This is a genomic window from Streptomyces sp. SAJ15, assembly GCF_007595705.1.
GTDB lineage: Bacteria > Actinomycetota > Actinomycetes > Streptomycetales > Streptomycetaceae > Streptomyces.
This window is the reverse complement of sequence record NZ_NISY01000018.1, coordinates 80,434-107,234: the sequence shown is the minus strand read 5'-3', so window position 1 is coordinate 107,234 and position 26,801 is coordinate 80,434. Positions and strand designations below refer to the sequence as shown.

Sequence of the window (26,801 nt, the reverse complement as noted above, 5' to 3'; positions counted from 1 at the left end):
ATGGCCCTTCGACGGGGTATCAACATATCTGGCGTTGACTTTTGGCACGCTGTTGAGTTCTCAAGGAACGGACGCTTCCTTCGGTCCCGTCTCACCGGGCCCTCCGGGCGCTTCCCTTCGGTCTTGCGTTTCCGACTCTATCAGACTCTTTCGTGTCCGATTCCCGGTCGAAGCGGGTTTCGCTTTCTGGTTCTTCGCTTTCGCGTTTCCCTTTCGGCGCTTCCGACTCTATCAGGTCCTTTCGGGCCCTGACTCCCAGTCAGCGGGTTTTCCTTCGGGGCTTTTGGGCCCCTCCGGGGAGTGAGACATTAGCGGAACCCGTGCCCTCGTGGCTAATCGGCGCCACGCCTTAGGACCTGGATCCCTCATCCACGGATACGCATGAAAAACGAGACGACAAAGCACGTCGTTCGTTCGAATGGTTCTGGGGATGGCTGCCCGGGGTCCGCCTCAGAGGCGGCGCTCACGTCCGGACAACTCGGAGAACACTACTAGACGCCCGGCGTGAGTGCTAGCCGAGGGCCGGCCTCTCAGGCAGTGCGACCCCTCACTGCTTGTGTGAGCAGGGACGGGTCCGCACGCAGGGCTCGGAGACCGAGCCGTTCCTGCGGGATCCGTTGGCGTGCGACGAGCAGGTCCATGGTCGCCGCGCGCAGGTCCGCGGAGAGCCATGTGAGGAGCGATGCGGGGTCGCTGAGCCCCGGGTTCGACTTGTCCGGACCTGGGCTGCCGTGGGTGAGCAGCCAGTAATAGAGGGCTGCGGCCGGTCGGAACGGTGGTAGATGGTTCCGCTCTGAGGTCATCGCTGCGTTCGCCGCGATGCGCAGGCCCGCCGCGTCCAGGTCGCCGAAGTAGAAGGTGGCGGTGGGCAGGGGGTCGAGGAGTGTGAGCGAGGTGATGGAGACCGGCAACTGGTTCCCGCTGCCCCAGGCGACGTGGAGATTGGGGCGCGCGGCGGGTTCGAGGCTGCGGGCGATGGTCAGGAGAGAGTGGAAGGTGGCGTTGTTCTCGACGACGAGAAGACACGGCTCGCCCATGCCGGGGACGTACTGAGAGGGGAACGGCACGGGGGTCGGGTAGCAGGCCAGGAGGTCGAGGGTGAGAGCGCCGCTGGTGAAGAGCCGCCTCGTGGTGTGGGTGGCGAGGGCCTTTTCGTCGTCCAGGAGCTCCAGCGAGCGTTCCTCCATGGGGACGGGTTCGGGGTCGGGGTTGTCGCGCAGCCAGATGGCTACGTGGTCGAGGAGGTCGTACTCGTCGGACCGCCTGGCGATGCCCGCCGCTCGCTCGAGTACCTGAGGCCAGACCCTGACGGGGGGCCGGTGCCTTCGGGGGCGGGGCGTGGTTTTGCCAAGCCAGCGCGGGAGGGGTGGCTGTGTACGGTCGTCCCAGCCTGTCCGGGCCTTGGGAAGCTGGATGACACCGTCGGCGGCGAGCTTGGTGATCGCCTCGGCGACCCTGTTCCGGGCGCTGGGATCCCCCAGCAGGGTTGGGTCGGTCACGGCTGCCTGACGAAGGAGCGCGTCGACCTGGATGCGCTGGGCCGGCTGGTCGGCGATGTGGGCCGACAGAATGTCGATGAGGGGGCGCGTCATCGTGTCTCACCATCGGTGCCGACCGCTTCGTCGTGGGCGACTCGGGCGCCGGTGATGAAGCCCCGTACGGCCTCTTCGGAGACTGCGGAGGAGTCGGGGACGACGTAGCGACGGTTGTGTGTGCGGCCCGGCCGGTTGTCGAGACGGACGACGTTGGGGAAGAGGGAGATGGCGTTGGGGTCCTTCACCCCCGTGGTGTAGACGAGCTGGACCTTGTGAGCGGCGGCCACGGCACGCTGGAGACGCACCAGGTCGCCGTGGGATGCACGGCCGATCGGATTGTCCAGGAGGAGAACGCCGCCGGAGCGGTCCTTGCGGCCGGCGTTGGCGGCGCGCAGGGCTGCGATGGTGCAGTAGAGAGCCACGCAGACCGTGAGCTTTTCCCCACCAGACCACTTGCCGAGGCGTGTGATGTCCTCAGTGGTGGCGACCGTGTCGCGGCTGGGCTTAAGCACCTTGACAGTGAAACCGCGGGGACCGACTGCTTCGTGGACGGCCTCCTTCAGGAGGGGCAGTCCTTCGGGTTTGACGCCTTGCGCGACCCGCCTTTCGATGACGCGGTTCACATAGGTACGCAGATCCGCGTCGCTGGCGGGTGCGTCGAAGGAGACGCGTAGCATCCGCTTGCCGGCCCAGCCGCCGTTCTGGGTGTTGACGCGTGAGTAGCGCTCCGCCTTCCGCAGGGTGTCGAGAGTGTTGGAGACCAGGCGCGCAAGTGAGTCCGTGACGATCTCCTGGTCCTTGGCGATGCCGGCCAGTTCACCGTCGATCATGTCTCCGCGCAGGGTGAGCTGGTTGGCCAGATGGCCCGCGTTGCGGGCAAGGATCTCCTCGCCGTCGTGCAGAATGCGGTCCTTGGCAGGAGTCGCGACGGTCGGGTACCTGGCTCCGAGGGTTCGCAGGGCGGCTACCGCCTTGGTTCGATGGGCCGCGGCCTCCGTGCTGCCGTGTTCGGCGGCGCGAATCCGCTCGGTGATGTCGCGCTTACGCTGCTGCGCCTGGGTACCGTTGCCCGTGAACGGTGCGGCAGCGGTCTGGTGTGGTTCCGGAAGGCCGTCGGTGAGAAGACCGAAGAGGCTGATGACGCCTTCGAGTTCGGTGTTCTTCTTGTCGAGGTCGGAGATCTCACGCTCTGCCGCGGTCCTGCGTTCGATCGCGCTTTGGCCGGCCTGCTCCTGTTCGGCGGCGAGGGAGTCCGCGTGGTCGGCGCTGGTTGGCTCAGTGGGCAGGGTCCGGCGTGGTGACTCGGCGCGTCTTTGTTCGATGGTCTTGAGCGCGCTGGTGTGGCGTTCCACGTCGGCGGCAGCTCGTCCTCCGCGGTCGAGTGCCTCCCGCTCGGCGGTACGGGCGTCAGTGAGAGCGGCTGCGCGCTGCTGAGCGGTCTGACCGTTCGCGGTGCGAAGCAGGTCCGCCGCGTGCTGTTGGATGTTCCCGGGGATGGTGGCAAGGGTGGCGTTCGCCCTGGCCAGCAGGTCGGTGAGCGTTCTCTCGCGTTCCGCCAGAACCGACCGGGCAGCGCGTACGTGCCAAGCGCGTTGGGCGTCCTGGTGTCGCTTGCGCAGCGCTTCGAGGGAGATCTCCGGGCTGTCGTCGACCGCCGGCTCGGTGTCGAGGTAGGTCAGCGCGCCGGCCTCCCTGCGCATGCTGTCGCCGATGCCCTGTTCCTTCTCGGCGAGCGACTGGGAGTGGATTCCTGCTTCGAAGGCGGCGTTGGCCCGGTCGGTGAGTTCCCGCTCGCGGTCGTGTGCCGTGGTGGACCGGGACTCGGCCTCCAAGAGGTCTTCTCGCCAGGTGGACGCGGCTTCGGTTCGTTTGATCAGGCCGCCGATTTTGGCCCGCTTTTTCACCACGCGGGTTATTTCGTCCTGGGTGGTGTCCTGTCGGGTCGCGTCTTCGGCCTCGGCCTGATCGAGGTCTTTCAGCGACCTCTGAGCGTTGTCGAGTGCGGTGTCGTGTGCGCTGATCGCCTGGTCGAGATCGTCGATGCGGCTCTGGAGGGCGGTCAGATGGCCGGCCGGACAGTCGGCGACGAACGAGGTGACGGCATCGAGGAGGTCGCGATCACCAGTTCGGGCCTCGGTCAGCGCGGCCTGCTTGGCGGCATGGGTCTCGGTCCGGGATATGACCTGGCGGATCGTGGTGTCGGTGGATGTGGGATCGATCAGTCCACGGTGGAGTCCGGACCAGGCCGGGCCGGGAACTCCACAGGCCGACGGGTGGGGTCCTCGAGCGGCGATGGCGGACGCGGCTTGTGAGGTGTAGACGCCGACGAGCGCGGTGGTGGCGGCGTCGACGGACGCGAGCACGCTGGTGGCTGCCTCTTCCTGGTCGCTCGCTATGACGAGACCGACGCCGATCCGGGACAGATGCCGGTCGGTGAGGGCGTCGGCAAGCCGGAAGTCTGGGAGCAGGGTCCTCAGGTGCTGCCAGCCGGTTTCGGCAGTGATGCCGTGTTCGGCGAGAGTCGTCTGGACGCGTTCCGCGTCACGGGTGGTGGGAAGCAAACCAGTCCGGGTGTGGACGTCGAGGATGCGCTTGTCGTCGAGGTGTTCCGCTTCCAGACGTACCAGTTCGAGGTCCGTCTCGAGGATGGCGTTCGTGAGCCGCCTCGTGAGCGTTTCTGTCTCCGCCCACAGGTCCGCTGGAGAGTCGTCGGTGGCCTCGATGAGATCTCGGATGCGACGGGTGGCCGCGAGTTCGGTGGCACGCAGGGAGAGGGCCGCGTGCTCGGCGGTCAGTGCGGTCCGGTCGCTGTCGAGACGGGTGCGCTCCGCGGTGAGCGCCGCCAGTTTGTTGGTCAGCTCGGTACGCGCCTTGGGGCGCCGGGCACGCCGTTCTCGGATGTCCTCCGCAACGCGGTCAAGGGCGTCCAGCCGCTGCTCGAGCTCGGCGTCGTGTGCGGCTGGATCGGTTGTCTCGGTGGGAAGTACCCCGTCGCGGGCCGCCGACCGCAGGTCCGCAGCAAGTCCTTCCAGATGGGCGCGGGCCTTGGCGATGTCACTGTCGGCGGCCGCGGCGGCACTTCGCGCTGTCGCGGCTTGCCGGAGGAGACCGTCGCGTGCTGTGGCCGCCGCCGTGCCGGCCTCGGTGGCCGTCCTGGCCCGCGTGTGGTGTTCCTCGGCGAGATGGCTGAGCCGGCGGCGCAGGCGCGCGGTGTGCTCGTCGTGCTCGCGGCGCTGCGGTGCGCTTTGCACCCGTTCCGCCGCGGCCTCCTTCTGGGTGAGTTCGAGGGCGTATGCGGCTTCGGTCTTCGCTGCCAGATGTTGGCTGGCTTCCCAAGCGGCCACATGGTCGGCCGCATCGGCGACCGCTTCGTCGGCCTTACGGCGTCGTTCCTTCGCGTCCGTGATCCGTAGCTCCGCCGCGCGTTTCTCGTAGAGGTAGACGAGGTCGTAGGCGACGCCACGCTCGGTCTCCGCAGCCGACTTGCGGGCTTCCGCTCGCGCCTTGTGCTCGAAGAGCGTTTCCTGATGGCTCTGGGACTCGGCGATGGTGGCGCTGAACGCGGCGGCGAGGGCCTCCCCTTCGCGAATCAGGTGCTCACGGTGCTGCTGGGAGTCGTCCATCTCCCGTTGGGCGATGATCACTCGTTCCAGCCCAGTGACGACATCCAGGCAGAACTCTCGCTCGGCTTCCTTGGCCGGCTTGGTGGCCAGCAGGGATGCGATGGAGGAGAGCCGTTCGGCGACGTTGGCCGCGTCGTCTGGGGAGACGGTGAGGTCGATGAGGAGGTCGATGAACTCGCGGGCGGAGGCGAACTTGAAAAGCTCATCCACCCCACCCTCGACGTGGTTCATCTGCTTCTGGGTTCGGAACAGGGAGGGGTCCAGGCCCCGGTTGGCCAACTGTGTCGTCCACTCGTGTTGCCGCTCCGTGGTGACGAGGTCCATCGCCTGGGGGTGAAGAGAGGCGACCTCTTTCAGTTTGGCGATGAAGGTCGCGCGTCTGCGGGGTGCACCGGTCTCATCACTGATAGGCAGCCGTTCCAGGTCGATGACACCGGGGACGGCGTAGAAGGCGTAGAACGTGGTCTCGAGTTTGTCCCGCGCCCGGTCGGCGTCGGCAGGGCGACGGAGGTCGACCCACTCGTAGACGGCGCCGGTGACAAGGACGTGGTCGGGCTGCCCGTCGAGCGTCTGTGAGGTCGCGGGGTACCAGACGGCGGCGGTATGGGAGGTGTCGCCGGAGTCGACATAATCCGTCAGGCTGCGTTTGACGACGCGGCCCATGAAGTCGGTCGCTCTGGGCAGCATGAGTGTGTAGAAGAGGGAGAGCAGCGAGGACTTGCCGCCTCCGTTACGCAGCCACACGATCGAGTCTGACGGAACGGCGACGACGCCGTGCGGGGCGGTGAGGTCGAGGGTGACGTCGGTGAAGCGGGCGGAACGTTCGCCGATGGAGTGCAGTCGTAGCGCGGCAAGGTGGTAGGTCACTGCTCCCCCGTTGTGTGCTCGTCGCTTCGGGAGACGTTTGTCAGGCGCTGAGGTGTGTGTTCCCCCCGCGCAAGCGCGGCGAGGTAGGTGTATGCGGGTTCGCTCGCCATGTCCTTGACCTGGATCCGGAAGCGTTCGGTGAGAATCCATGTGCCGTCGGTGCTGTCGGTGCGGGCCATGCCCTGTTCGACAAGCCAGCCGAGGATGTTGCGGACCCAGTACAGGGTGCACTTGGGCGACAGGCGTCCCGATCCGCGTCCGCGGTCGCCGACGAGAGTGGAAGGCATTTCGTGGTAGACGCGCCAGGCTTGGTCGAGCCCCTCCTCCGGGATGGTCTCACCGGCCGGGTCGGTCACCTGGAGGCGCTCGCACAACGATCGCATCCATTGTTCGAACTCCGCGTCAGGGACCCTGCGGACGCGGTCGTCGTCGAGCTCGGCCGGGGTGGGATAGGCGTAGGCAGCGACCCCGACGAGGAGGAGGCCGGCGAGCAGCCGACCGGTGCGGGTTCCGGCGTTCGGCATGTCGGTGACGCGGAAGGCGAACGGAGACTCCGGTTCGACGCCGAGGACGAGACCGAAGTCTCCGTCGGACAGGACCCGCGTGCCGAGACCGTGCAGGACGGAGTCCGTGGCAGTGCGGAAGTCCGGTTCGCTGCGGTAGCGGCCGAGCAGGCGCCGGTATTCGGGGCTGCGTCCGGGCCGTTGCGTTGGCTGGAGCGCGTACCCGATGAGCGTGCCCAGGTCGGTGTGGTCCGTCTGTGTCAGCGTCATGCGCTCTCCTGGGCAGAGAGATGGAGGGTGGTGACCGGTATGGGGTCGGCGGTCTCCAGGGCGTCCGGGTGTGCGGCGATGATGAGATCGTCGCCGTCCCATCCGGGAAGGCGCAGCGGCAGCCCGTCGGTGTCGGCTGCCGCGCGCGGGCCGAGGATCTGGGCGGCGAGGTCGGCGGAGACCGGCTGGCCGGGCTCCAGCTCCTCGGGGGCATAGCTCCAGAGCGCGGTGAGGGCGAGAATCTCCGCGGTTTGCCGCCGTTGCTCGGAGTTGGTCAGGTCCTCGCCGGTGAGAGCACTTGCTATCAGCGTCGACAGGCGGGCGGGCAAGCCAATCCGGGTGATGATGTGCTGGGCCGCGGTGATGACCTCGGGCGGGATGGTCGGCGGGTCGGGGTCGCCGATCTCTTCTTCGGCTTCGACGAGATCGCGCGTCTCGTCCAGGGGACCGCGTGCGGCCCATAGATCATCGAGCAGCCGGTACAGCCGCGGGAGCTTGACCGGCCGAGGGCCGGTGATGTCGGACAGCCATCGGTCGACTACCGTGCGGGCCGTATCCGTGTCCAAGCCGAGCAGCGGCTGGAGCACCTCCTGCCCGAGGTCGGGCAGGTAGCCCCCTGCCGGGGGCCGGAACGCCTGGCGGTTCTGTTCCTCGAGGAAGACGCCCCGCGCGGTGATCACCTGGCGATGCAGTGCCTCGTGCCGGCGTGCGCACTCCGTCAGAATGCCGGCGATACGGGCCGCTGCGGCGGTCACCTGCTCGTCCTCGGCATCGAGTGATTCGCGGACCTTCACCAGGAGGCGGTGCTCGGACTCCAGGCGGGCGGAGATGTGGTCGCGTGCCGCGTCGAGGCGCTCGGGAACGTCGTTGGCCCACTGCTCGAGTACCGACCGGAGGTCTCGGCGAGTGTCCTTGATCAACCTGTTGAGGTCGTCGGCGAGGGAGACCGACAGCAGCCGGGCACGGACGGCGGCCTTCTCCGCCGCGGCGAACGCCCCCTTGGCCAGCTGGCGCTCCAGCATGAGCTCATTGGCGACCTGCTCGTCCTCGACATCGAATTCCAGTCCGCCGACCAGCGCGTTGACCGCGTCCCTGGTCGCGTTGAGAACGACCTCGCCCCGAACGGGGTCCTCTCGTTCGATCAGCAACCGGAACTGCACCTGCCGCTGCTGATGGGCGCCGTCCTCACGGCCGTAGTCGCTGATCCTGTAGGTGAACGGCGCTTCGCGTTGAGCACGGTTGAGCAGCGCGTCCAGGGTGTAGGCGGCGACCTTCTCGTGCTCATCCACCGACCGGCCTGGAGCCGCGCGGCGGGCGAGGTCGGCAAGCCCGGCGATCACGTCCCGGTAGCTCGCCTCGTCCTCGAAGCCCTGCCGGGCGATGATCATGTCGATGGCGGCGAGCGCTAACGTCGCGACGTCGTAGGTGGCGTCTGGCCAGTCCTGCCGCACGCCGCCAGCGGCGGCGTCGGCGATCGGGCGGGACCTCATGAGAACGGCGACGCGCGCCGGAAACGTCGGGTCGAACATCGGCAGTTCGGCACCGCCTGCCGCGGATCGCGCCGTGGCCTCATCGATCTGGTCGAAAGGTAAGTTCAACGTGCGCTCCCTCCCCAAGCCAGCGCATGGTCAGTACCGTAACCGCTGGCACCGACAGCGCGCCGGGAGATCACCGACCCCGTGCGGCGCCGCACCGGTCTCAGGCCCGACCTCTAGGGCATGGTCGCCCTGGGCATGACGTCGGCGGGGACGGGCGAGAGTCGGTAGGCGCCCTCGTGGGAGACGACGTGGCCGGCGGTGGGCGGCGCGAAGTGAGTGCCCATGACGAGGGTGTCCGTGTCGGCGAGTGAGCCGAGCAGTGTGCGGCGCGAGGACTCGGACTGTTCGGGGTCGATGTCGACGCAGGCGCCGATGGCGGGATGGGCCAGCTGGACGGGGTGGTGGACGCAGTCGCCGGTGATCAGAGCCGTCTGACCGCGACTGGTCAGCTCGACGGCGAGGTGGCCGGGGGTGTGGCCGGGCGTGGGGAGCAGGCGTAGGTGCGGGGCGATGTCGGCTCCCTCGGTGGGGACGTCGACGAGGTCGAGCAGACCCGCTTCCTCCACCGGAACCACGGAGTCCTGGAACATCTGCCTGCGCGCCTCCTCCATGTCGTACCCGGCCCAGAAATCCCTCTCCACGCGCGAGGTGACGTAGCGGGCGTGGGGGAAGGTCGGGACCCACGCTCCGTTCACCTCGCGCGTGTTCCAGCCGACGTGGTCGGCGTGCAGGTGGGTGAGGATCACCAGGTCGACCGATTCCGGGGGGAATCCGGCGGTGGTGAGGCGCTGAAGGTAGTCGGTGTCCAGGTGGTGCCAGGCGGGGTTGGCCCGCTCCTTGCCGTTGCCGATGCCGGTGTCCACCAGGACGCGCAGCCCCCCGACGGCGACCGCGAAGCTGTGGCTGTCGAGGTACAGGACGCCCTGGTCATCGGCGAAGTGGGGGCGCAGCCAGCCCTGTCCGGCGACGACCGCGGGGGTGGCGTCCGGCAGCAGCCACGATCCGGTGGCGGGCGGCAGGAGTGTCTCGTCGATGCGGTGGACGGTGACGTCGCCCACGGTCCAGGTGGGGATGGCGGTCGGGTGGATGGCCGGCCGGGTGCTCATGACTTTCTTCTCCCTGGTCTCTGTGGCGCTGGCTCGGGAGCGGCTCCCGAAACGCTAAACGCAATTGGATTGCTTTAAGTCACCGTAGGGCTCTAGAGTCAACTAACGCAAACTTTTAGCTTTAGGCCGTTGGGGTGCTCCTGCGCTCCAGCCCGAGGGGAGAAGTCCATGTCCGCCTCTGACCTCGCCCCGCCGGACGCCGCCCGGTGGGCCGCCCGCGCCGGGCTTCCGCTGCCCGCCGACCGCCACGCCGCGGTCGCCGCCGTCGCCCGTCACATCCACTCCGTCGTCGCGGTCCTGCGCGAGCTGGACTTCGGGGACACCCCGCCCGCCCCCGCCTACCGCGTGGAAGAGGAGAAGCACGATGCAGCCGTATGAACTGCCCCTGGCCGCGGCCGCCGACGCGATCCGCGCTCGAGAGCTGTCTCCCGTCGAGCTGACGGATTCCGTCCTGGAGCGCGTCGAACGGGTGGAACCACGCCTTCAGGCATACGTCACCGTCACCGCCGAGCACGCCCGCAGGGCCGCGCGTGAAGCCGAACGCGACATCGCGACCGGCCGCTACCGCGGTCCGCTACACGGCGTTCCGATGGGCTTGAAGGACCTGATCGACGTGACCGGCATGGCGACATCGGCCAGCTCCCGGGTCCGCGCCGGCCACCGCGCGGAGACCGACAGCACGGTCGCCGCGCGCCTGACGGCGGCCGGCGCGGTCCTGCTCGGCAAGACGCACACCCACGAGTTCGGGTACGGCCTGACCACCCCGCAGACGCGCAACGCCTGGGACCACGACCGGGTCGCCGGCGGGTCGAGCGGCGGATCCGCCGTCGCCGTGGCTTCGGGCGCCGCGACCTTCGCCCTGGGCACCGACACCGGCGGGTCGATCCGGGTGCCCGCCGCACTCAATGGAACGGTCGGCCTCAAGCCGACCTATGGGCTCGTTCCCCGCCACGGCGTCACGTCCCTGTCCTGGTCGCTGGACCACGTCGGCCCGATCGCCCGCACCGTCCAGGACGCGGCCCTGGTCCTGAACGCGCTGGTCGGGCACGACCCGCGCGATCCCGCCTCACTGGCCACGCCCGCCGTCGACTATCGGCCGACCGCGAGCGCGAGCCTTGCGGGGCTGCGGATCGGCGTGCCGCGCACCTATTACTTCGACCGCGTCGACCCCGAGGTCGAAGCCGCCGTCCGTCGCGCCATCGACCAGCTCCAGGCCCTCGGCGCGCGCCTCGTCGACGTAGAGATCCCGATGGCCCGCTACGTCCAGGCCACCCAGTGGGGCCTGATGGTGCCCGAGGCCACCGCCTACCACGAAGCCACGCTGCGCACGGTCCCGGAGCTCTACCAGGACGACGTCCGCGTCCTCCTGGAGGCCGGCGCGCTGATGCCCGCCGGGGACTACCTGCGCGCCCAGCGCTCCCGCACCCTCATGCGGCGGGAATGGGCCCGCCTGCTGCGGGAGGTCGACCTGATCGCCGCCCCCACCGTCCCGGCGACCGCCGTGCGGGCCGGCCAGGAGGTGATCACCTGGGGCGACGGCACCGTCGAGGGTGTCTCCGACGCCTATGTGCGCCTCTCGTCCCCCGCCAACATCACCGGAGTCCCGTCCCTGTCCGTGCCGGTCGGCCACGACGCGGCGGGTCTGCCGATCGGCATGCAACTCCTGGGGCGGCCTCTCGGCGAGCGCGTGCTTCTCCGCGTCGGCCACGCCTACGAACAGACCCGACCCGCCCGCGGGCTCGCCCAGACGGAAGCCCAGGCGGAAACCCAGACGGAAACCCAGGCGGAAGCCCAGGCGGAAGCCCAGGCGGAAGCCCAGGCGGAAGCCCAGGCGGAAGCCCAGGCGGAAGCCCAGGCGGAAGCCCACTAGAAGCAACGATTTCGCGTTAAGGTGGGTCGCGTGAGCAGGCAGATGGTGCGTCCCGGTGGGCGCAGCGCCCGGGTCCAGGCATCGGTGCACACCGCGGTACGCGAACTCGAAGCGGAGATGGGCCGGGACGCCCTGACGGTACCGCTGATCGCCCAGCGCGCGGGCGTCACCCCGTCGACGATCTACCGTCGTTGGGGGGACCTGCGGGAGCTGCTGTCGGACGTGGCGGTCGAGCGCCTGAGACCCGACACCGCGCCCCGGGACCACGGTGCCCTCTCGGCCGACCTGACGGCCTGGACCGAGCAGTTCCTCGACGAGATGTCCTCGCCCACCGGTCGCGCCTACATCCGCGACGCCCTGCTCGGCGACCCGGACGGCAGCAACGCCGGCCGGTGCTCCGCGTATGCCGCCGAACAGATCGACGTCATCCTCAGTCGCGCGACCGAACGCGGGGAGAGGACACCCGACGTCGAAACGGTCATCGACCACGTCGTCGCCCCCCTGATGTACCGCATCCTCTTCCGCCCCCATGGGCTCGACATCGCGTACGCGCGTCGGCTCGTGACAGCGACCCTCGGCCCGGCCGACCAGTGATCGGGGAAAGCCCGTTTGAACACTTTCTGGAACGTGAAAGGCCGCACCCGGCGGGTGCGGCCCTCTTCGCGCTCGCGCGGGCGTTTTTCTCCCCCGACCACCGGCGAAGCCACCCGCACCGCACCGATGGGATGATCGGACCCTCGACGAGCGCCCTCATCGCCCGTCCTTCACCGGAAAACCACGCAATCCGGCACGAAGTCACCTCTTTAACTAAACATCTAATAAATCGGTCAAAGAATTGATACCTATAGCATCGCGGGTGTTTTCGCGAATAAACAGAATAAAGTTCTCCGCGTGGCGCCAACCACGGGCGATACTGTGGGCCGCGACGGGCGTGGTCGCCCTCGGATTCCTCATCGCGCTGGAGGTGGCCGCGCGCCACTACAGCGGCCAACCGGGGCCGATCACCAACCAGGCCCGAGAGGTGATATTCCCCCCCAAGCCGGGTCCGCTGTACGGCGGCATGGCGTTGATGCTGGTGGTGCTCACCTGGCGGCAGCGGTTCATCGCGGCGGGCGCGGCGATCGGCATCGACATCGTCTTCGTGCTGGTGCGGTGGGCGGTCGACGCCGAGGTACCCGAAGGCCATTACTTCGGCAACGGCGCGTTGTGGGTGATGTTGGGCTGTGCGGTCATCGCCGTCACGCGCCGCACCGGCCGGGAACGTGTCCTGCTGCTGAAGGGCGTCGGGCTGGGCCTCCTGCTGGTGGCCGGCCGCAAGATCGGCGACACCTGGCTGCTCATCACCTCGAAGACGCGCCCGGAGGTGCTCGACCCGTACGTGGCGACCGCCGATCACGCGCTGGGCAACCCGTCGTGGCTGGCGGGCCGGATGCTCGAGGCCACCGCCCCGATCGGCACCCATCTTCTCGACTGGGTCTACGCCGAGCTCGCGGTGGCCGCGATCGTCGTCGCGGTGTACCAGCTGCGTCATGTGGCGGTCGAGCGCCGCTTCCCACGCCATCACCTGGTGCGCACCTTTCTGGTGATCGGCATGCTCGGGCCGGCCGTCTACATGATCTTCCCGGTGGTCGGACCGATCTTCGCCTACGGCCCGGGCACCTCCGGTACCGGCGGCGTGGAGTGGGCGGTGGCCAACCTGTGGCCGGACACGCCGCCGTCGATCACCACCCCGCACCCCGTGCCGTACGACGGGATCACCCCCCGCAACTGCATGCCCAGCCTGCACACGGCGTGGGCTCTCGCGATCTTCATCCATTCCCGCGCGGGCTCACGGATTCTGCGGTTCGCGGGCACGTTCTGGCTGCTCGCCACGCTCGGCGCGACGCTGGGCTTCGGCTACCACTACGGCGTGGATCTCATTGCCGGCGTGGTGTTCGCGCTCACGGTCGAGGCCGCCCTGCGCTCCTACGACCGTGGCTGGGATCGTTCGGGCCTACAGCTGGTCGCCTACGGCACCACGGTCTTCGCCGTGCTCCTGGTGTCCTATCGCTATCTGCCGATGGAAATGGCCCGGCACCCGTGGCTGTTCGGACCGCTCCTCCTTCTGGCGATGGCCTCGGTGATCTACGGCTACGCACGGACCACCAAACGGTGGGAGCCGAAGACCGTGCCGGCGCCGCGACCGGACCCGGAACCGCGACCCGAACTGGTCTGAGTCATGTCGCACTGGTGGTGGGCGCTTCGCGCGGTATCAGGCACCGTGTCCAGCCAGCGGGTCTCAAGGACGTGTCCGGCCTGTCCGACGTGGTGAGCTACGGCCCCGTCGGACAGGCCGTACGGCAGCGGGAGCCGGTCCGTGGCGACCGGCCGTGGACCTGCGCGCCCCCCACGGGTGGGTCAGGGCAGGGGGGTGCCACCTGTCACGTTCATGATCTCCCCCGTGATGTAGCTCGACTCCTGGGAGGCGAGGAACACATACGCCGGGGCGATCTCGACGGGTTGGGCGGCCCGGCCCAGCGGCGCCTGCTTCCCGAAGGACTCCGTGTCCGGCAGCGTCGCGGGGATCAGCGGAGTCCACACCGGACCCGGCGCGACCGCGTTGACGCGGATCCCCCGGTCCACCAGCATCAGCGCGAGCCCCTGGGTGAAGGTGACGATCCCTCCCTTGGTCGTCGCGTAGTCCAGCAGATGCGGGCTCGGCTGGTACGCCTGGACCGACGTGGTGTTGATGATGCTGCCGCCCTCGGGGATGTGCGGCAACGCCATCTTGGACAGCCAGAACATCCCGTAGAGGTTCGTGCGCAGAACCCGGTCGAACTGTTCCGTGCTGATCTCCTCGATGCCCTCGGGCTGCGACATCTGGTACGCGGCATTGTTCACCAGCACGTCGATGCGGCCGAACTCCGAGACCGCACGTTCGACCAGCGATCGGCACGCGTCCTCGTCGCGGATGTCGCAGGCCACGGCGACGGCCCGGCGTCCGGCATCCGTCACCAGCCGCGCCGTCTCCGCCGCCTCCCGCTCCTCCTCGGGGAGATGGGTGAAGACCACATCGGCCCCCTCCCGGGCGAAGGCCAGGGCGACGGCGCGGCCGATGCCGGAATCCCCGCCGGTGATCAACGTGTGCCGCCCTTCCATGCGGCCGCTGCCCCGGTACGAACTCTCGCCGTGGTCGGGCCGGGGCTCCATGCGCTCGGTGTCGCCGGGGTGCGGCTGGTCCTGCTGCGGGAACTCCGGTCGCGGGTACTGCTCCACCGGGTTCGGCGGCTGGCGGGCGGTCATCGCGCGATTCTCCCGATCACGGATCCGCTTCAGCGGGCGTACACCTTCTCGACGAACTCGGCGATCTGCTCGTCGCTGAGGTGGTGGGCCAGGTCCGCCTCGGTGATGATGCCGACGAGGCGCTTGTTCTCGATGACCGGCAGTCGCTTGATGCGGTTGTTCTCCATCTCGCGCAGCACCTCTTCGACGTCGGCGTCGGCGTCGATCCAGCGGGGGGTGCCCTCGGACAGGTCGCCCGCGGTGAGCTCGGAGGGCGTCCGTCCGTCCGCGACGCACTTCACGACGATGTCGCGGTCGGTGATGATGCCGCACAGCCGCTCGCTCTCGTCGGCGACCGGCAGGGCACCGACGTCCAGGTCCCGCATCCTGCGGGCCGCTTCGGCGAGGTCCGTGTCACGGGGTATCCACGCGGCACCCGGGTGCATGATGTCCTTCGCCACGGTCATGATCAGCCTCCCGTTAGATCGAGGTCCTGTCCGGTGGCACTTTCATCGTCACCTCCCGTGCGGCTTCCCGCGATCGGAGCCGCTACTCCCCTGCCTTGGCGTGGCAAGGCAGGGTGGCGTGAAGGGGGGCCGAGATCCCGGCCCCCACCCGCCGGCCCGTCCGACGCTCCTACCCGCCCGGCTTCCCGCCGCGCTTCCGGGGAAGGGCTCGACGAGTCAGATGACGATCACGGCCGTCGCCTGGGGCCCCTTCGGGCCCTGGGTGACCTCGAATTCGACGCGCTGGTTCTCCTCCAGCGTGCGGTAGCCGGCGCTCTGGATCTCGGAGTAGTGGACGAAGAGGTCCGGGCCGGAGTCCTGCTGGATGAAGCCGAAGCCCTTCTCGGCGTCGAACCACTTGACGGTGCCCTGCGCCACGGCCGCTCCTGTTCCCTAGCGGTGTCGATACCGCCCCATTGTCACCTCACGGCGGTCTCCGCCCGGTGGACGACACGCTGGTCGAGCGTCGCGGGCAGCGGGCCGCCCTCCGACGACGCTCGGCAGCAACAGACGTGTCGCGACGCGGAGCGCGTCCGGCGCGCTGGCGCGCGGCAGCGAGGACGGCCGTGTGCCCGGCGGGGCCGCTGATCGCATCGGTGCTCGAGACTTTCGCCGTACGCGCTCTCGCCCGCTCGGCTCGTCGGGCGCCGTCGCCTGTCGCCTCGTTCGGGCGGTGGTGTCATCCGCCGCCGAGGGCCCGCTTGAGTTGGTCCTTGTTCATGCTGGACCGGCCTTCGATGTTGCGGCGCTGGGCTTCGGCGTAGAGCTGGTCGTAGGTCTGACCCTGTGAGCCCTTGCCGGAGCGCTGCCCGCCGCGCTTCCCGGAGGACATGTCCTGGGTGGAGCTGCGGCTGGCGGACTTGGACTCGCCGGAGCGGGCTCGTTCCTTGTTGACCGTGCGGGCGGCGATCTCCTTGGCCCGCTTCTCGCTCTCGCCCCGATCCTTCGCGCTGTCCTTGATGTGCTCGTACTGCCGCTCACGCTTGGGGCTGGAACCTCTGGGCATGACACTCCGGCTTTCTGTGGTTTCTACGGGTTTGTACTCAGCGTGTGCCGGTCGGGCCCCCGGAGCAAGAGGAGGCGCCCATCCGGGCGGTGGAATCCCGCCCGCCCGCGACGGCCGGCGCCACGCCGATGATCGGGGCAATCGGGCGGTGGCGCCGAGCGCATGGTGTGTGCTGTCCGGTGAGCGGGCCGTCCTGGAGTCCCGGCCCCCACCGGCGCAGCGCCTTCGTATCCTCACCATCCCCCGGGACACGACGGCGCTGCGCCACGCCGACCCCGCCGCACCATGGGGCCGCGGGCGGCCGGGTCGGTACCTCGGTTACGTCGGCCCGGCCGCCCGCGGCCCGCGCTTCCTCCTCGTGTGGGACGTCAGGGGCGGGGAGGGACGAGGGGCGTGCGGGCTGCGTGGTGGAGGAGGGCGGCGGCGGTGGTGTGGGAGTCGGTCAGCGGCCAGTGGGGGTCCTTGCCCGTCAGGGCGGCGAAGAGACGTTGCCAGGCCGCGTCGTCCGTGCCCAGGAGCCTGCCGGCCAGGGCGGCGAGTTCGTCGGTGGCGTCCTGAACGGCTGCTCGGAGGGCGGTGGGGAGTTCCTGGCGGACGGTGGCCTCGGCGAGGTACTGGAGCATGCGGTTGGCCATGGCGCCGCCGTGGATGATCTCCTTGCCGGAGAGCAGGCCCTGTTCCAGAAGGGCGTCGAGGACGGCGGCCCACTCCTTGCGCGCGAGTGACAGGTTCGGGATGTTCCCGATGGCCGCACGGGCCCAGCCGGGGCCGCGGTCGGTGAGGGTGCGGTCGATGAAGCAGGACCAGTACGCGAAGGCCGCCGGCGCGAGCTCCTCCGGAGCGTCCGGCAGCCGGGCGATGGCGCCCCATACCCGCAAGTGGAACGGCTCCTCTTCGTGAGCCTTGATCAGGACGTCCCAGTCGCGGGTGTAGGGGAGGTCCAGGATCTCCTCGTGTTCGTACTCCCCACAGGTGCGGAGCTTGGCGACAAGGCGTTCCGTGCCCAGTTCCCTGTCGAGACGGGCGGTGAGGACGGCGTCCGGGTCGGGCGCGGCCAGCGCCTTCGTGGCGACCTTGGCGGCACCCGCGCTGAGCAGGCCGCGGTCGATCAGCGAGCGCAGACGGTCGGGACCACCGTGACGAAGGGCGTTGCGCGCGGCCAGGAGGTGGTCGGGCAGCGGAACGCGCCTGCCCCACGAGGCGAGCGCGTGCTCCACGAGTTCGGGGTCGGCCGCTTCGACCAGAACGCGGTGGTACTTCGCCGACCGCTTGTCGAAGTGATGCCGTGCGAGCAGCCGTTCGCGGAGCTCCGGGGCGAGCGGGAGGAGGTCGTCCGGCCCTTCGGCGGCGCGGCCCTGGGGCTGGCGGGAGAGGATGACGCGGCGGATCTCGACGGTCGAGCCACCGCTGTGGACGACCCCGTACAGCGTCGCGTTGATCGTGGGGTCGTCGACTGCCAGGAGCCTGAGATTCAGGTCCCGGCGGCGTGAGCTTCGCGCGAGGACGAGCAGCGCGGAGCGGTCGTCGTGGGCGAACAGGTGGTCGAGGAGGGTGTCGGGCATGTGGTCGGTCTCGCGGGCGCGCTCGGTGAGGGTGAGCGTGGCCCGCGCGTCCAGCCGCGGCAGTACGGCCGCGAGAGCGTCGGTGCCCGCGTGGAGCAGGAGCCCGGCGCCTGCCGGGGTGAGCACCGTGGCGACGGTGTTCGTGCTGCCGTGTTCGAGCACCTCGACGAAAGGCCGCTCGGCGCCGTCGCCGTCCATCGCGGCGAGCGCGCGCAGCCACCGCTCGGGGTCGGTGCCGAGCCGGTCGGCGACCAGCCGGCGCGCGGCACGCACGACGGCGGCGGCCGGCACGTCGCGGATGAACCAGCGTCTCGGCAGCGGGGACATCTCGCGTGCCGGCGTCCGGGCGACCAGGTCGCTCGGCGTGACGATCCCCTGCCGACAGGCCAACAGTTCGTCCTTCTCGGCTCGGTCACCCGTCTTCTCGGCGAGGCGCCGGCGCGTGTCGGGCGAGGCATACCGGTCACACGCCTCCACGAGCCAGTCGGGAGGGACGGGGCCGGGGAAGTCGGCCGGGTGCGTACGGGCGAGGGCGTCGAGCACACCGGGGTCGGTGGGCAGCGGGGCCCCCGCGACGAGCCCGCGGAGCAGGTGTGCGGAGGCGAGGGCCGCCTCCGGGTCCAGGACCTTCTTCCGCTCCCGCTGTTCGGCGTAGGTGAGGGTGGGAGCGGCGGGTGCGGGTGCCTCGGCCGCCTGGGGGGTCTCGGTGTTCCGGGCCTTCATGTCGAGGCGGGCCAGCTCTTCGGCGTCGGGCCGGGGACCGGCCGCCCGCGCGGCCGTGGTGATCAGTTCGGCGAGCGAGCCGGCGAAGGTTCCGACCAGGTCGAGCGCGACGACCCATGCCTCCGGGTGGCCGGCCAGATGCTCGTGTACGAGGTCGACGGCGTGCCGGTGGGCCCGGGTGCCGGCGGCGGTGGGGCGGAGGTGGGCGAGGGCCGCCGCGGCCGGCCGGGCGGTGTCGACGAGCCGCTCGGGTCCGAGCAGGTCCCGCTCGACGGCGTCGACGAACCAGCCGTGCAGGTTGGCGTCGTATGCCCTGGAGCGCAGGTGATCGATGGGTTCGGAGTCGGGGTCGCCGGCGTGGGTGGTGAGTGCCTGGCGGACCGCCTCGTCGACGTCCTCGTGGCGGAGGAGCTCTTCGAGGGGCTCCGGCTGGAAGGGGTGCTCGCGGTGGGCGGCGACCAGGCGCGGGAAGTCGTACACATAGGGCTCGTGCACGATCTCCCGCATCAGTCGGCGGGTGGCGTTGCGGCCGCGCGGGGCGGCGAAGACCCGGGGCAGCGCTTCGGGGTCCTCGTAGGGCTCCAGACCTTCCCGGAACCGGTCCAGGCCGTCGGGGTGCTCCAGTGCGGCGGCCGCCTCGGCCAGGATCGCGGGCGGGTCGGCGGGGACCAGGTCGAGGAGCCGGCGTACGGCGTCCGGGCCGCCGCGTTCCCACACCCGGACCACGGAGAAGCGGCGCGCGCCGTCGCTCGCCCGCCATCCCTTGGAGACCCAGGAGTGCAGGACGAGTTCCGGGTCGCCGCTCGTGATCAGCGGGCTGCGACGGAACCGGTCCTCGGTGGCGAGGAGTTCGGCGCGCAGCCCGGCGTCGAACGGGACGGGCTCGGTGCTGCCGGGGGTGCGGGGGACGCCGGAGGCGATCGCGCGGCGCAGGGACAGCGTGGCCTTCTGGTTGCGGTACACGGCGGCGTTGACCGCCGGCTCGTCGCGCTCGGTCAGTCGGCGCAGATCGCGTATGCCGAGAGTGATGTTGCCGCCGACGGCGGCCCGCACGCGAGGGTCGGAGGCTTTGAGCGCGGTCTCCAGGGCGTGCGCCGGCAGCGAGCCCTTGCCGAGCAGGGCGTGCAGCAGTTCGTCGGGCAGGTGCGGGAGCAGCTCGCGCAGGTCGTCGGGTTCGGCGGCGTACAGCAGGAACCGGTACGGCTTGGTCAGGGCGGGTGGTGTGACCGAGGGTGCGGGCTCGGGGACCGCGCCGTCGGCGATGCCCGCCAAGAGGTCGGCGAGGGTGCCTTTGTACCGGGACAGGGAGGTGCGCAGGGTGGCCCAGCGCCGCGGATCGCCGCCGAGCCGTCGGTGGAGGAGGGCGCGCAGGGGGGCGCCGGGGCCGAGTTCGAGCAGCGCCCGGGCCGCTGTGCGGGCGGGGGCGACGGTGTCGAGGACGAGTGCGCCGAGGTCCGCGCGGTCGTCGGACGGGCCCAGGCCGGCGGCGATCCGGAGGAGCTCGGGGTGGCCGGGCGTGCGGGCGGCGGCGCGCAGCAAGGCCGGGCAGGGGGGTGCGGCCTCGGCGACCACCGCGGAATGGGTGCGGTACAGGTCGGCGAGCAGTCGCTCGGGACAGTCGGGGTGGGCGGCGAGAACGCGTACGGCCGACTCCGGCAGCGGCGCGGACCGATGAGCCGTCAGGATGACGTCCCAGTCGACGGTACGGCGCCAGGCCGGTTCGGCTTCGCCCGCGCGAAGCCCGGCCACCATGCCTTCCGGCCCCTCGGCGGCCGCCACCGCGGCGCGCAGCCGGTCACCGCCGAGGTCGCTGTCGCCGTCGCTGTCGCTGTCGCCGTCGCTGTCACTGTCGCTGTCGCTGTCGAGCGCGCTGCGCGCGAGGTCGGCGACGGCGGGGTGCAGGGCGGCCGGGCCGGTTTCCGGGTCGAGCAGCCCGCGCAGCCGGTCGGGGTGCGCGAACAGCCCGAGTACGGCATGCAGTTGCTCGGCGGTGGTCAGCGCGCGGCCGCAGACGCGCAGGGCGTGCTCGGCCAACTCGGGTGCGTCGCTCACCACCGCCGCACCGACGAAACGGGGAAGCCCCGGCACTTCCCGGGTGGTCGCGCGGATCCGGGCCAGCAGCGGGTCGAGGGCGGTGGGCTCGGGGTGCCGCCCGGGAGAGAGGATGAGACGGCGCATCCAGGGGCGGGCCTCGGCGTGTTCGTACACGCGCTGATCGACAACGGGGTCGGGGCGTTCGAGCAGCGCGGCCAGGTCGTCGACCGTGAGCCCCTCGGCCCGGGCCAGGGTTCGCCGTACCTGCGCGTCGGGGTCGCGGGCCGCCTTCGCCCGGGCCTCCGCGGCGAGGGGCACCCAGGCGAGGTAGCGGGGCTCCGCTTCGTCCAGTCGGCGACGTATCCGCCCGGCGTCGCCCGGGGCGGCCCCGGCCAGCAGCAGGGCGAGCAGTTGGGCACCGCTCCGGTCGTAGCGGGTCACTGAGCCTGGTCTCACCGATCGCGTCCCTTGCGTCTGTAGCCTGTCGTCTTCGCACGGTTGCCCGAGGGGAACACCCCATCACACAGGCGCGCGCCACGCTCCCCGAGGGTTGGTGAGAGCGTGAAATGCCCTGCCGGCCAGGAGAGTTGACTGCCGGCGGCCGACGGCCCGGCGAGTGGAGACGAGGCCCGTGGGCGCGAGGCCCGTGGGCGCGAGGGCTGTGGGCGCCTCCCCCGGCGTTCCGGATCGGCGGTGACCCCCTACCCGGGTATCACCCGCGGGTTGGCTCTGTCGTAGGTCGTGGGGGCGTACCCCCGAAACCTACGGTTGCCTCTGTCGGCGACCACGATCGGTGGTCGACGTGAGCGGGAGGATTCCATGTCGTTCGTTCCCATGATGGGCCGTGACAAGGTACTGGTGGGTCGCGCGTCGACGGTCCGGAGAGTGCTGTGCGCTCCGGTCTCCGCCCCTGTGTGGCGCGGCGCTGCTCGCGCGGTCGCCGCCCCGAGGGCGGGCGTGCGGGCGGCGCACCGGCTGTCGGTGCTCCGCGTGTCGGCCGCCGTGGCGGTGAGCCTGGCGATCGTCGTCACGACGGGCTACGCGTGGTTCACCATGCTGGCCAGTGCGCTGTACCCACTTCGCCCCCTGGTCGGCCTGCCCGGACACTCTCCGGACTCATGGGGTGGCCCGACCCTTGTCGGGGCGTGGGCCGTGCACGCCGCCGGCGCCTACGCGTTCCTGTGCGTGTTGACCTGCGTCGTCGCGGGGCTGACCAGGCTTCAGGCGCGCGTCAGCCACCGGCCCCGCACACCGCGGCGGGGGCCTGGGCCGACCGGGATAGCCTGATCCGCGATGGACGACTTCTTCGCGTCGAGGCGGCTGCGTGCGGTGATCTGGCCGGCGGGGGCGCTGGTCCTGCTGGTGTTGGGCTGGCTCGACCTGAGCCAGCACTATGCGACGGACGCGGACGTCACGCTGGCACTGACCGTGCTCCGGGTGGCCCCGCTGCTGTGGTGCCGGTCGCGGCCGCTGTTGGCGTGGTCCGTGTCCTTCGCGGCCGTGGTGGTCACGGCGGTGGTCACCCGCCCGGTCTCCGTCGCCGAGCCTTGGCCGTGGGGGGTGACCAGCCTGGCCGCGTACCTGACGGTGATGCTCGCGGCGGCGAGCCGGGTGGGTCGGCCGCTCGCGGTAGGGCTCGGCGCGGCGTTCACGGCCGCCACCGCGGTGCTGCTCGTGCTGTTCCCGACGCGTGGGGACTGGACAGACCTGCTGGTGGCCGTCGTGGGAGTCGGCATCGTGCTGGCCGCCGCCGAGGTCCTGCGCGACCGTGACCGAACCCGGCGGCGTCTGGCCGAACAAGAGCGGATCAGCGAGGCGGAGCGGACCAAGCGGGCTCTGCTCGAAGAGCGGGCGCGCATCGGGAGGGAGCTGCATGACGTCGTCGCGCACCATATGTCGCTGATCGCGGTGCGCGCGGAGACGGCGCCGTACCGGCTCCCGGACACGTCGGGCGAGACACATGAGGAGTTCAAGGCCATCAGCGGCGCCGCGCGGGAGGCGCTGACCGACATGCGCCGACTGCTCGGCCTGCTGCGCGGCGAAGGCACCGATGCCGAGCGTGCGCCGCAGCCCGCGCTGGACGACGTCGCCGCGTTGGTCGCCGAGGCCGGATCGGGAGTGCGACTGGACGTGGTCGGCGATGTGGAGGGCGTGCCACCGACGGTGGGCTTGTGCGCGTACCGCGTTCTCCAGGAGTCCTTGTCCAACGCGCGCAGACACGCGCCGGGCGCGCTTGTCGAGGTCCGGTTGCACAGGTCCCCCGACCTGCTGCGGCTCTCCGTCGACAACGGTCCCGCTGTCGGACAGCCGCTCACCCTGGCGGGAAGCGGCCATGGTGTGATGGGCATGCGGGAACGCGTCACCCTGCTCGGCGGCGAGTTCTCGGCCCGAACCACCCAGGACGGCGGCTACAGGGTCGCCGTCTCCCTGCCGTTGCGCGGAGTGTGATGAGTACCCGCATCCTGATCGTCGATGACCAGGCGATGGTCCGCCAGGGCTTCGGCGCGCTGCTCGCCGCCCAGCCGGACCTCGAGGTCGTCGGCGACGCCGCGGACGGCGCGGCGGCGCTGGACGCCGCCGCGCGCCTCGCACCGGACGTCGTCCTCATGGACGTCCGGATGCCGGTGATGGACGGGCTGGAGGCGACCCGCCGGCTGCTCCACGACGGAGGCGACCGGCCCAGGGTCCTGATGCTCACCACTTTCGACCTGGACGACTATGTCTACGAAGCGCTTCGCGCCGGCGCCAGCGGGTTCCTGCTCAAGGACGCGCCCGCCGACGAACTGATGCACGCCGTACGGGTCGTCGCCGCCGGCGACGCGCTCCTCGCGCCGTCCATCACCCGCCGCCTCATCGCGGACTTCGCCCGCAGACGCGCCACCGACCGTCCGAGCCCCGCCGCACTGAGCGCGCTGACTCCACGCGAGACCGACGTGCTCCGCCTGATCGCGCGCGGCCTGTCCAACATCGAGATCGCCGAGTCCCTCGTCCTCGCCGAGCAGACCGTCAAGACCCATGTGGGACGCATCCTCGCCAAACTCGGCCTTCGCGACCGCGCCCAGGTCGTCGTGTTCGCGTACGAGTCCGGCGCGGTCGTCGCAGGCGAGCGGTGACCGGGGCGGCGCGAACCGGCTCACTCGGCAGGACCGTCTGTCGGCCTGTCGCAGGAGGGCGGGCTCGCGCCGCGTCGGCCTTCGCAGGAGCTTCACGAACCGCCGTCGATCAGCCGGGGTGCGCGTCCGTCAGTTCCTGCTCCCATCTGAGGAGGTCGTCGAAGTACAACCGACCTCTGTCCGTCCACTCGGCGACCGGCTTCAGTGCCGCGATGGTTCCCTGGAGACGTCGGAGGGCGCTGTCACGCCTCTCGGAGACCTCCGGCGGCGCTGACCGCTCCCGTGCCCAGCGGGCGAGTCCGTACGTCATGCGCGCGAGGACATGCGCGGCGTGTACGGCGCCGGCGACCGGCCGCGGATCGGCCCGCAGCGGGTGGGTCACCATGTCGTCGCCGTTCGTCACGAACGTCTCGAAGTGGTTTCGCAGGTAGAGGGCGTGGTGGCCGGTTTCGTGCAGGAGCGCCTCGAAGGCGGCGGGAGTGCTTTCGACGCTGGCGGTCCCGAGGTAGACGGCTCCGAAGGTCTGTCGAAGCGTCGCCGAACGGAAGGCGCCGGCCTGCACGTACACGATGACGCGGATCAGTAGATCCGTTTCCAGGGCGGCCTCCGGCCATACCCTTCGCAGGGTCTCCCGGGCGGCTTCCAGGTGCGCGGTCGCCTCGGTCATGTTCGGTGCGCTGAAGGCGGCATCACTCGCGCCGGTTGTCCGCTGAATGTCCGACAGAAGTTCTTGGGCGCCCTGGAGGCACCAGTCGGGGCACGACGTCGCGTCGAGCGCGACATGCTCAAGCGCCGGCAGGGGGCCCGCGGTGGCCAGACCACGGATCAGGTCGGCGATGCGCTCGCGATCCGCCGTGGTCCCGGAAGCGTGGTCCGCACCACTCCCGGCGGATATCCGTGTCGCCTCCCACACCAGCGCGGGGTGCAGGCAGGAGGGTGCGTGCCCTGCCGGGAGATGGGGTTCGAGGCGCCGGAGGACTGCCCGTTGGTAGCTTCGGACCAGGCTCACGGTCCCGGTCGACGTCATTCCGACCCGGATCACCTCGTCGCGGCCGACCCCCATCACTCGTCACCGGGTTTCGACTCCACTACCAGGATGTCAGCAAGCGAGGTCGCTTCGGTCCTCGCGAGTTCCTGCTCGCGCGCCTGGAGTCGCCGCAGGATCAGGGCGGATATCATCTCGTCGCCCAGGTCATCCAGGGCACGCGACACATCCTCTCGGACGGTTTGCCAGATCGCCTTCGACTGGCCGCTCAACGCCTCGGACCTGCCGGGCAGCCGACCCCGCAACGATTCGGTCCGCTCGGCTACCAGATCCAGCACGTCATGCAGGATCTCCAGCCAGTGGTCCTCCACTCCGTCGGAGAACGTGATGTGAACGGACCCCTGGTCTCCCGTGATCCCCTCATGGTAGTAACCACGCGGCAGGTAGAGGCAGTCACCTGGGTGGAGAGTGACTTCCTGAGACAGTGGAGTCTCCGGTTTGTCGCCCGGCTTCGAACGCCTGATGGGCCATTGCTTGGGTGGTTCATGGAGTCGCCATGTCTTGGAGCCGGCCAGCTGTCGTATGAAGACGCTGGCCATGTCGTAGTGCACCGGGGCGCCCTGCGCGTGTGGCGGCGTCAGGAAGGCGTTGGCCGCGACGGGGCATCCGACGTCCTCAGCCAGATCCGCGCAGAAGGTCGCCACCTCGGGGCAGTACGTGGACATCGCCTGGAAGACGAGCGTCGCTCCCGCGCGCATCTGCGACACGACGTACTGCGGGTCCGCGAGGCCTGCCAGCACTCGGCGCTCGTCGGCTCCGCCCTTGGTCTTGGCGGCGTCCCTGACTCCTATGTCGTCGCCGTGGCGCCACAGCCTGATATAGGGAGTGCGCAGCCCTCGTTCGAAAAGGAGTCGTTGCGCGATCTCCGTGGAGAACACCTCGCCGAGATCACCCAGGTTGCGGCTGACATGCGGCTGCTTGTCCCGAATAGATGCCAGCATGGACGGATCATCAAGAACTTGTTCGACTGCCATCTCCGGCTACCTCCGAATTCTCGACAGCTGACGGTTCATCCTGATGGAAATCGCGTACCCCGGGCACAGTCAGCACCGCCACCGAGGCACCGAGCTGCACCACCGCGGCGACGACCAGCACTGTCGTGCGCCCCACGGCGTCCGCCAGGGGCCCGGCGGCCGCGAGGCCGATCGGTAGCAGGGCGAGGCTGCACAGCCAGTCGACCGAGGTCACCCGGCCGAGCAGCGACGGGGGGAACTGGCGCTGCAGTGCGGTTTGCAAGAGGACGTTGAAAGGCATCATCGCGAGTCCCGCGATGATGTATCCGCCCATCACCCACCAGATGGAGAACGGGGTGAGCAGTACCAGGGGAACGGCGGTGAAGAGGGCGTTGAAGATGATCGCACTCGTTCCGGGGCGCCGCAGGGGGACGCGCCCGACGGCGATCGTGCCGATGAGGCCGCTGAGGCTGAACATGGCGATCACCAGACCGTAGGCCGAAGGCCCCGCGAACTCCTCCTGAGTGATGACCGGCAGCAGCACCATGTGGGGCGCGACGACGAACATGGTCTGCACCGCGGTCATGACGAGAACGGCCGACGTCCAGCGAACGCGGCGCACCGCCGACAGACCTTCTCGCGTCTCGTGGATGATGGAGGAGCGGGTCTCCGGCCGTCGCATCGGCGGTTCGGTGACCGCGAGGACGCAGACCAGACTGACCACGAACGTGGCGGCGTTGATGGTGAACGCCCACCGGGTCCCGGCGGTAGCCACCAACAGCCCGCCAAGCGCCGGCCCCATCACGGCTGCTGCGCTCTCCGTGGCGCCTCGCCACGCGTTCGCGCTGAGCAACCGCTCTTCGGGGACGAGTGAAGGCACCAGCCCGCCGTATGCGGGGCGGAAGAACGCCTCACCGCTGCCCACCAGGAAGGTCATGACGGCGAGTGGAAGTGTGGCCGTGTCGAACGCTCCCAGCACGACCACGGTGATGGCCGCCAGCCGGAATCCATCAGCGAAGATCATCGCCCTTCGCCGGGGCACACGATCCGCCCAGACACCGCCGAGGAGCGCGAACAGGACCATGGCCAGGATTCGGCCGCCGATCACCAGCCCGACGTCGCCGGCGTCACCGCCGACCTCGATCACCCGGAGAGACACGGCTACGGTGAAGAGCTGGTCCCCCACGGCACTGACGGCCTGGCCGGCCCAGAGAAAGCGGAAGTCGCGCAGTTCCATGGCGCTGCCGGCCATGCGTCCGGTAAGCATCTTGCTCAGGTTGGGCATG

General features: G+C 70.1%; 20 protein-coding genes. 7 read left to right on the top strand and 13 right to left on the bottom strand.

Annotated features, from left to right (window positions below):
- Positions 1 to 530: 530 nt before the first annotated feature.
- The 5 genes from CD790_RS30835 to CD790_RS30815 form a co-directional block, all read right to left on the bottom strand.
- On the bottom strand, positions 531 to 1,592 hold the full coding sequence (locus CD790_RS30835) for a Wadjet anti-phage system protein JetD domain-containing protein (protein ID WP_144386687.1): 1,062 nt from the start codon (positions 1,590 to 1,592) through the stop codon (positions 531 to 533).
- Positions 1,589 to 6,025: a hypothetical protein gene (locus CD790_RS30830; RefSeq protein WP_144386686.1), complete on the bottom strand. Its 4,437-nt coding sequence runs from the start codon at positions 6,023 to 6,025 to the stop codon at positions 1,589 to 1,591. Before CD790_RS30830 ends, CD790_RS30835 begins: the two co-directional genes overlap by 4 nt.
- Entirely contained in the window at positions 6,022 to 6,798 is a 777-nt protein-coding gene (locus tag CD790_RS30825) for a hypothetical protein (RefSeq protein WP_144386685.1), read from the bottom strand. Before CD790_RS30825 ends, CD790_RS30830 begins: the two co-directional genes overlap by 4 nt.
- Positions 6,795 to 8,396 carry a hypothetical protein gene (locus tag CD790_RS30820; RefSeq protein WP_144386684.1) on the bottom strand — a complete coding sequence of 534 codons (1,602 nt, stop codon included), beginning with the start codon at positions 8,394 to 8,396 and terminating at the stop codon, positions 6,795 to 6,797. The genes CD790_RS30825 and CD790_RS30820 overlap by 4 nt, the downstream gene beginning before the upstream one ends.
- Before the next feature lie 113 nt (positions 8,397 to 8,509).
- A complete protein-coding gene (locus tag CD790_RS30815) occupies positions 8,510 to 9,442 on the bottom strand; it encodes an MBL fold metallo-hydrolase (protein WP_144386683.1) in 933 nt (310 codons plus the stop codon).
- A gap of 168 nt (positions 9,443 to 9,610) precedes the next feature.
- Between CD790_RS30815 and CD790_RS30810 the strand changes: the two genes are divergently transcribed.
- The 4 genes from CD790_RS30810 to CD790_RS30795 all read left to right on the top strand — a co-directional run bounded on the left by CD790_RS30810 (position 9,611) and on the right by CD790_RS30795 (position 13,527).
- Entirely contained in the window at positions 9,611 to 9,820 is a 210-nt protein-coding gene (locus CD790_RS30810) for a hypothetical protein (RefSeq protein WP_144386682.1), read from the top strand.
- Complete coding sequence (locus tag CD790_RS30805; protein WP_144386681.1) at positions 9,807 to 11,312, top strand: amidase; 1,506 nt, start codon at positions 9,807 to 9,809, stop codon at positions 11,310 to 11,312. Before CD790_RS30810 ends, CD790_RS30805 begins: the two co-directional genes overlap by 14 nt.
- A 42-nt stretch (positions 11,313 to 11,354) precedes the next feature.
- Entirely contained in the window at positions 11,355 to 11,906 is a 552-nt protein-coding gene (locus CD790_RS30800) for a TetR/AcrR family transcriptional regulator (RefSeq protein ID WP_144386692.1), read from the top strand.
- A gap of 262 nt (positions 11,907 to 12,168) precedes the next feature.
- Positions 12,169 to 13,527, top strand: coding sequence for a phosphatase PAP2 family protein (locus CD790_RS30795; RefSeq protein WP_144386680.1), 1,359 nt, complete (start codon positions 12,169 to 12,171; stop codon positions 13,525 to 13,527).
- 182 nt (positions 13,528 to 13,709) lie between these two features.
- Here the strand turns inward: CD790_RS30795 and CD790_RS30790 are convergent, their stop codons facing one another.
- From CD790_RS30790 to CD790_RS30770, 5 genes are all read right to left on the bottom strand, one after another.
- Positions 13,710 to 14,594, bottom strand: coding sequence for a glucose 1-dehydrogenase (locus CD790_RS30790; RefSeq protein ID WP_144386679.1), 885 nt, complete (start codon positions 14,592 to 14,594; stop codon positions 13,710 to 13,712).
- Between the two features lie 29 nt (positions 14,595 to 14,623).
- A complete protein-coding gene (locus CD790_RS30785) occupies positions 14,624 to 15,040 on the bottom strand; it encodes a CBS domain-containing protein (protein WP_144386678.1) in 417 nt (138 codons plus the stop codon).
- Between the two features lie 216 nt (positions 15,041 to 15,256).
- Positions 15,257 to 15,457 (bottom strand): cold-shock protein, encoded by a 201-nt coding sequence (locus CD790_RS30780; protein ID WP_144386677.1) that lies wholly within the window; start codon positions 15,455 to 15,457, stop codon positions 15,257 to 15,259.
- Positions 15,458 to 15,758: 301 nt separating this feature from the next.
- Entirely contained in the window at positions 15,759 to 16,085 is a 327-nt protein-coding gene (locus CD790_RS30775; protein ID WP_144386676.1) for a plasmid stabilization protein, read from the bottom strand.
- 368 nt (positions 16,086 to 16,453) lie between these two features.
- Positions 16,454 to 20,860, bottom strand: a complete 4,407-nt coding sequence (locus tag CD790_RS30770; protein ID WP_144386675.1) for a hypothetical protein — start codon at positions 20,858 to 20,860, stop codon at positions 16,454 to 16,456.
- A 363-nt stretch (positions 20,861 to 21,223) separates the two neighbouring features.
- Between CD790_RS30770 and CD790_RS30765 the strand changes: the two genes are divergently transcribed.
- From CD790_RS30765 to CD790_RS30755, 3 genes are read left to right on the top strand one after another with little or no spacing between them, the layout of a single operon-like run.
- Positions 21,224 to 21,691, top strand: coding sequence for a hypothetical protein (locus tag CD790_RS30765; protein WP_144386674.1), 468 nt, complete (start codon positions 21,224 to 21,226; stop codon positions 21,689 to 21,691).
- Positions 21,692 to 21,697: 6 nt separating this feature from the next.
- On the top strand, positions 21,698 to 22,852 hold the full coding sequence (locus CD790_RS30760) for a sensor histidine kinase (protein WP_144386673.1): 1,155 nt from the start codon (positions 21,698 to 21,700) through the stop codon (positions 22,850 to 22,852).
- Positions 22,852 to 23,517, top strand: a complete 666-nt coding sequence (locus CD790_RS30755) for a response regulator transcription factor (protein WP_144386672.1) — start codon at positions 22,852 to 22,854, stop codon at positions 23,515 to 23,517. Before CD790_RS30760 ends, CD790_RS30755 begins: the two co-directional genes overlap by 1 nt.
- Before the next feature lie 109 nt (positions 23,518 to 23,626).
- Here the strand turns inward: CD790_RS30755 and CD790_RS30750 are convergent, their stop codons facing one another.
- The 3 genes from CD790_RS30750 to CD790_RS30740 form a co-directional block, all read right to left on the bottom strand.
- Positions 23,627 to 24,184 (bottom strand): aKG-HExxH-type peptide beta-hydroxylase, encoded by a 558-nt coding sequence (locus tag CD790_RS30750; RefSeq protein WP_144386671.1) that lies wholly within the window; start codon positions 24,182 to 24,184, stop codon positions 23,627 to 23,629.
- A 395-nt stretch (positions 24,185 to 24,579) separates the two neighbouring features.
- Positions 24,580 to 25,536 (bottom strand): JmjC domain-containing protein, encoded by a 957-nt coding sequence (locus CD790_RS30745; RefSeq protein ID WP_144386670.1) that lies wholly within the window; start codon positions 25,534 to 25,536, stop codon positions 24,580 to 24,582.
- Positions 25,514 to 26,800, bottom strand: coding sequence for an MFS transporter (locus CD790_RS30740; RefSeq protein WP_144386669.1), 1,287 nt, complete (start codon positions 26,798 to 26,800; stop codon positions 25,514 to 25,516). The genes CD790_RS30745 and CD790_RS30740 overlap by 23 nt, the downstream gene beginning before the upstream one ends.
- Position 26,801: the final 1 nt, after the last annotated feature.

Excerpts from the sequence above, each read along its gene's own strand:
- CD790_RS30755 (WP_144386672.1), top strand. The coding sequence starts at position 22,852 with ATGAGTACCCGCATCCTGATCGTCGATGACCAGGCGATGGTCCGCCAG.
- CD790_RS30790 (WP_144386679.1), bottom strand. The coding sequence starts at position 14,594 with ATGACCGCCCGCCAGCCGCCGAACCCGGTGGAGCAGTACCCGCGACCG.
- CD790_RS30775 (WP_144386676.1), bottom strand. The coding sequence starts at position 16,085 with ATGCCCAGAGGTTCCAGCCCCAAGCGTGAGCGGCAGTACGAGCACATC.
- CD790_RS30815 (WP_144386683.1), bottom strand. The coding sequence starts at position 9,442 with ATGAGCACCCGGCCGGCCATCCACCCGACCGCCATCCCCACCTGGACC.
- CD790_RS30765 (WP_144386674.1), top strand. The coding sequence starts at position 21,224 with ATGTCGTTCGTTCCCATGATGGGCCGTGACAAGGTACTGGTGGGTCGC.
- CD790_RS30750 (WP_144386671.1), bottom strand. The coding sequence starts at position 24,184 with ATGACCGAGGCGACCGCGCACCTGGAAGCCGCCCGGGAGACCCTGCGA.
- CD790_RS30745 (WP_144386670.1), bottom strand. The coding sequence starts at position 25,536 with ATGGCAGTCGAACAAGTTCTTGATGATCCGTCCATGCTGGCATCTATT.
- CD790_RS30805 (WP_144386681.1), top strand. The coding sequence starts at position 9,807 with ATGCAGCCGTATGAACTGCCCCTGGCCGCGGCCGCCGACGCGATCCGC.
- CD790_RS30825 (WP_144386685.1), bottom strand. The coding sequence starts at position 6,798 with ATGACGCTGACACAGACGGACCACACCGACCTGGGCACGCTCATCGGG.
- CD790_RS30835 (WP_144386687.1), bottom strand. The coding sequence starts at position 1,592 with ATGACGCGCCCCCTCATCGACATTCTGTCGGCCCACATCGCCGACCAG.
- CD790_RS30810 (WP_144386682.1), top strand. The coding sequence starts at position 9,611 with ATGTCCGCCTCTGACCTCGCCCCGCCGGACGCCGCCCGGTGGGCCGCC.
- CD790_RS30800 (WP_144386692.1), top strand. The coding sequence starts at position 11,355 with ATGGTGCGTCCCGGTGGGCGCAGCGCCCGGGTCCAGGCATCGGTGCAC.
- CD790_RS30740 (WP_144386669.1), bottom strand. The coding sequence starts at position 26,800 with ATGCCCAACCTGAGCAAGATGCTTACCGGACGCATGGCCGGCAGCGCC.
- CD790_RS30785 (WP_144386678.1), bottom strand. The coding sequence starts at position 15,040 with ATGACCGTGGCGAAGGACATCATGCACCCGGGTGCCGCGTGGATACCC.
- CD790_RS30760 (WP_144386673.1), top strand. The coding sequence starts at position 21,698 with ATGGACGACTTCTTCGCGTCGAGGCGGCTGCGTGCGGTGATCTGGCCG.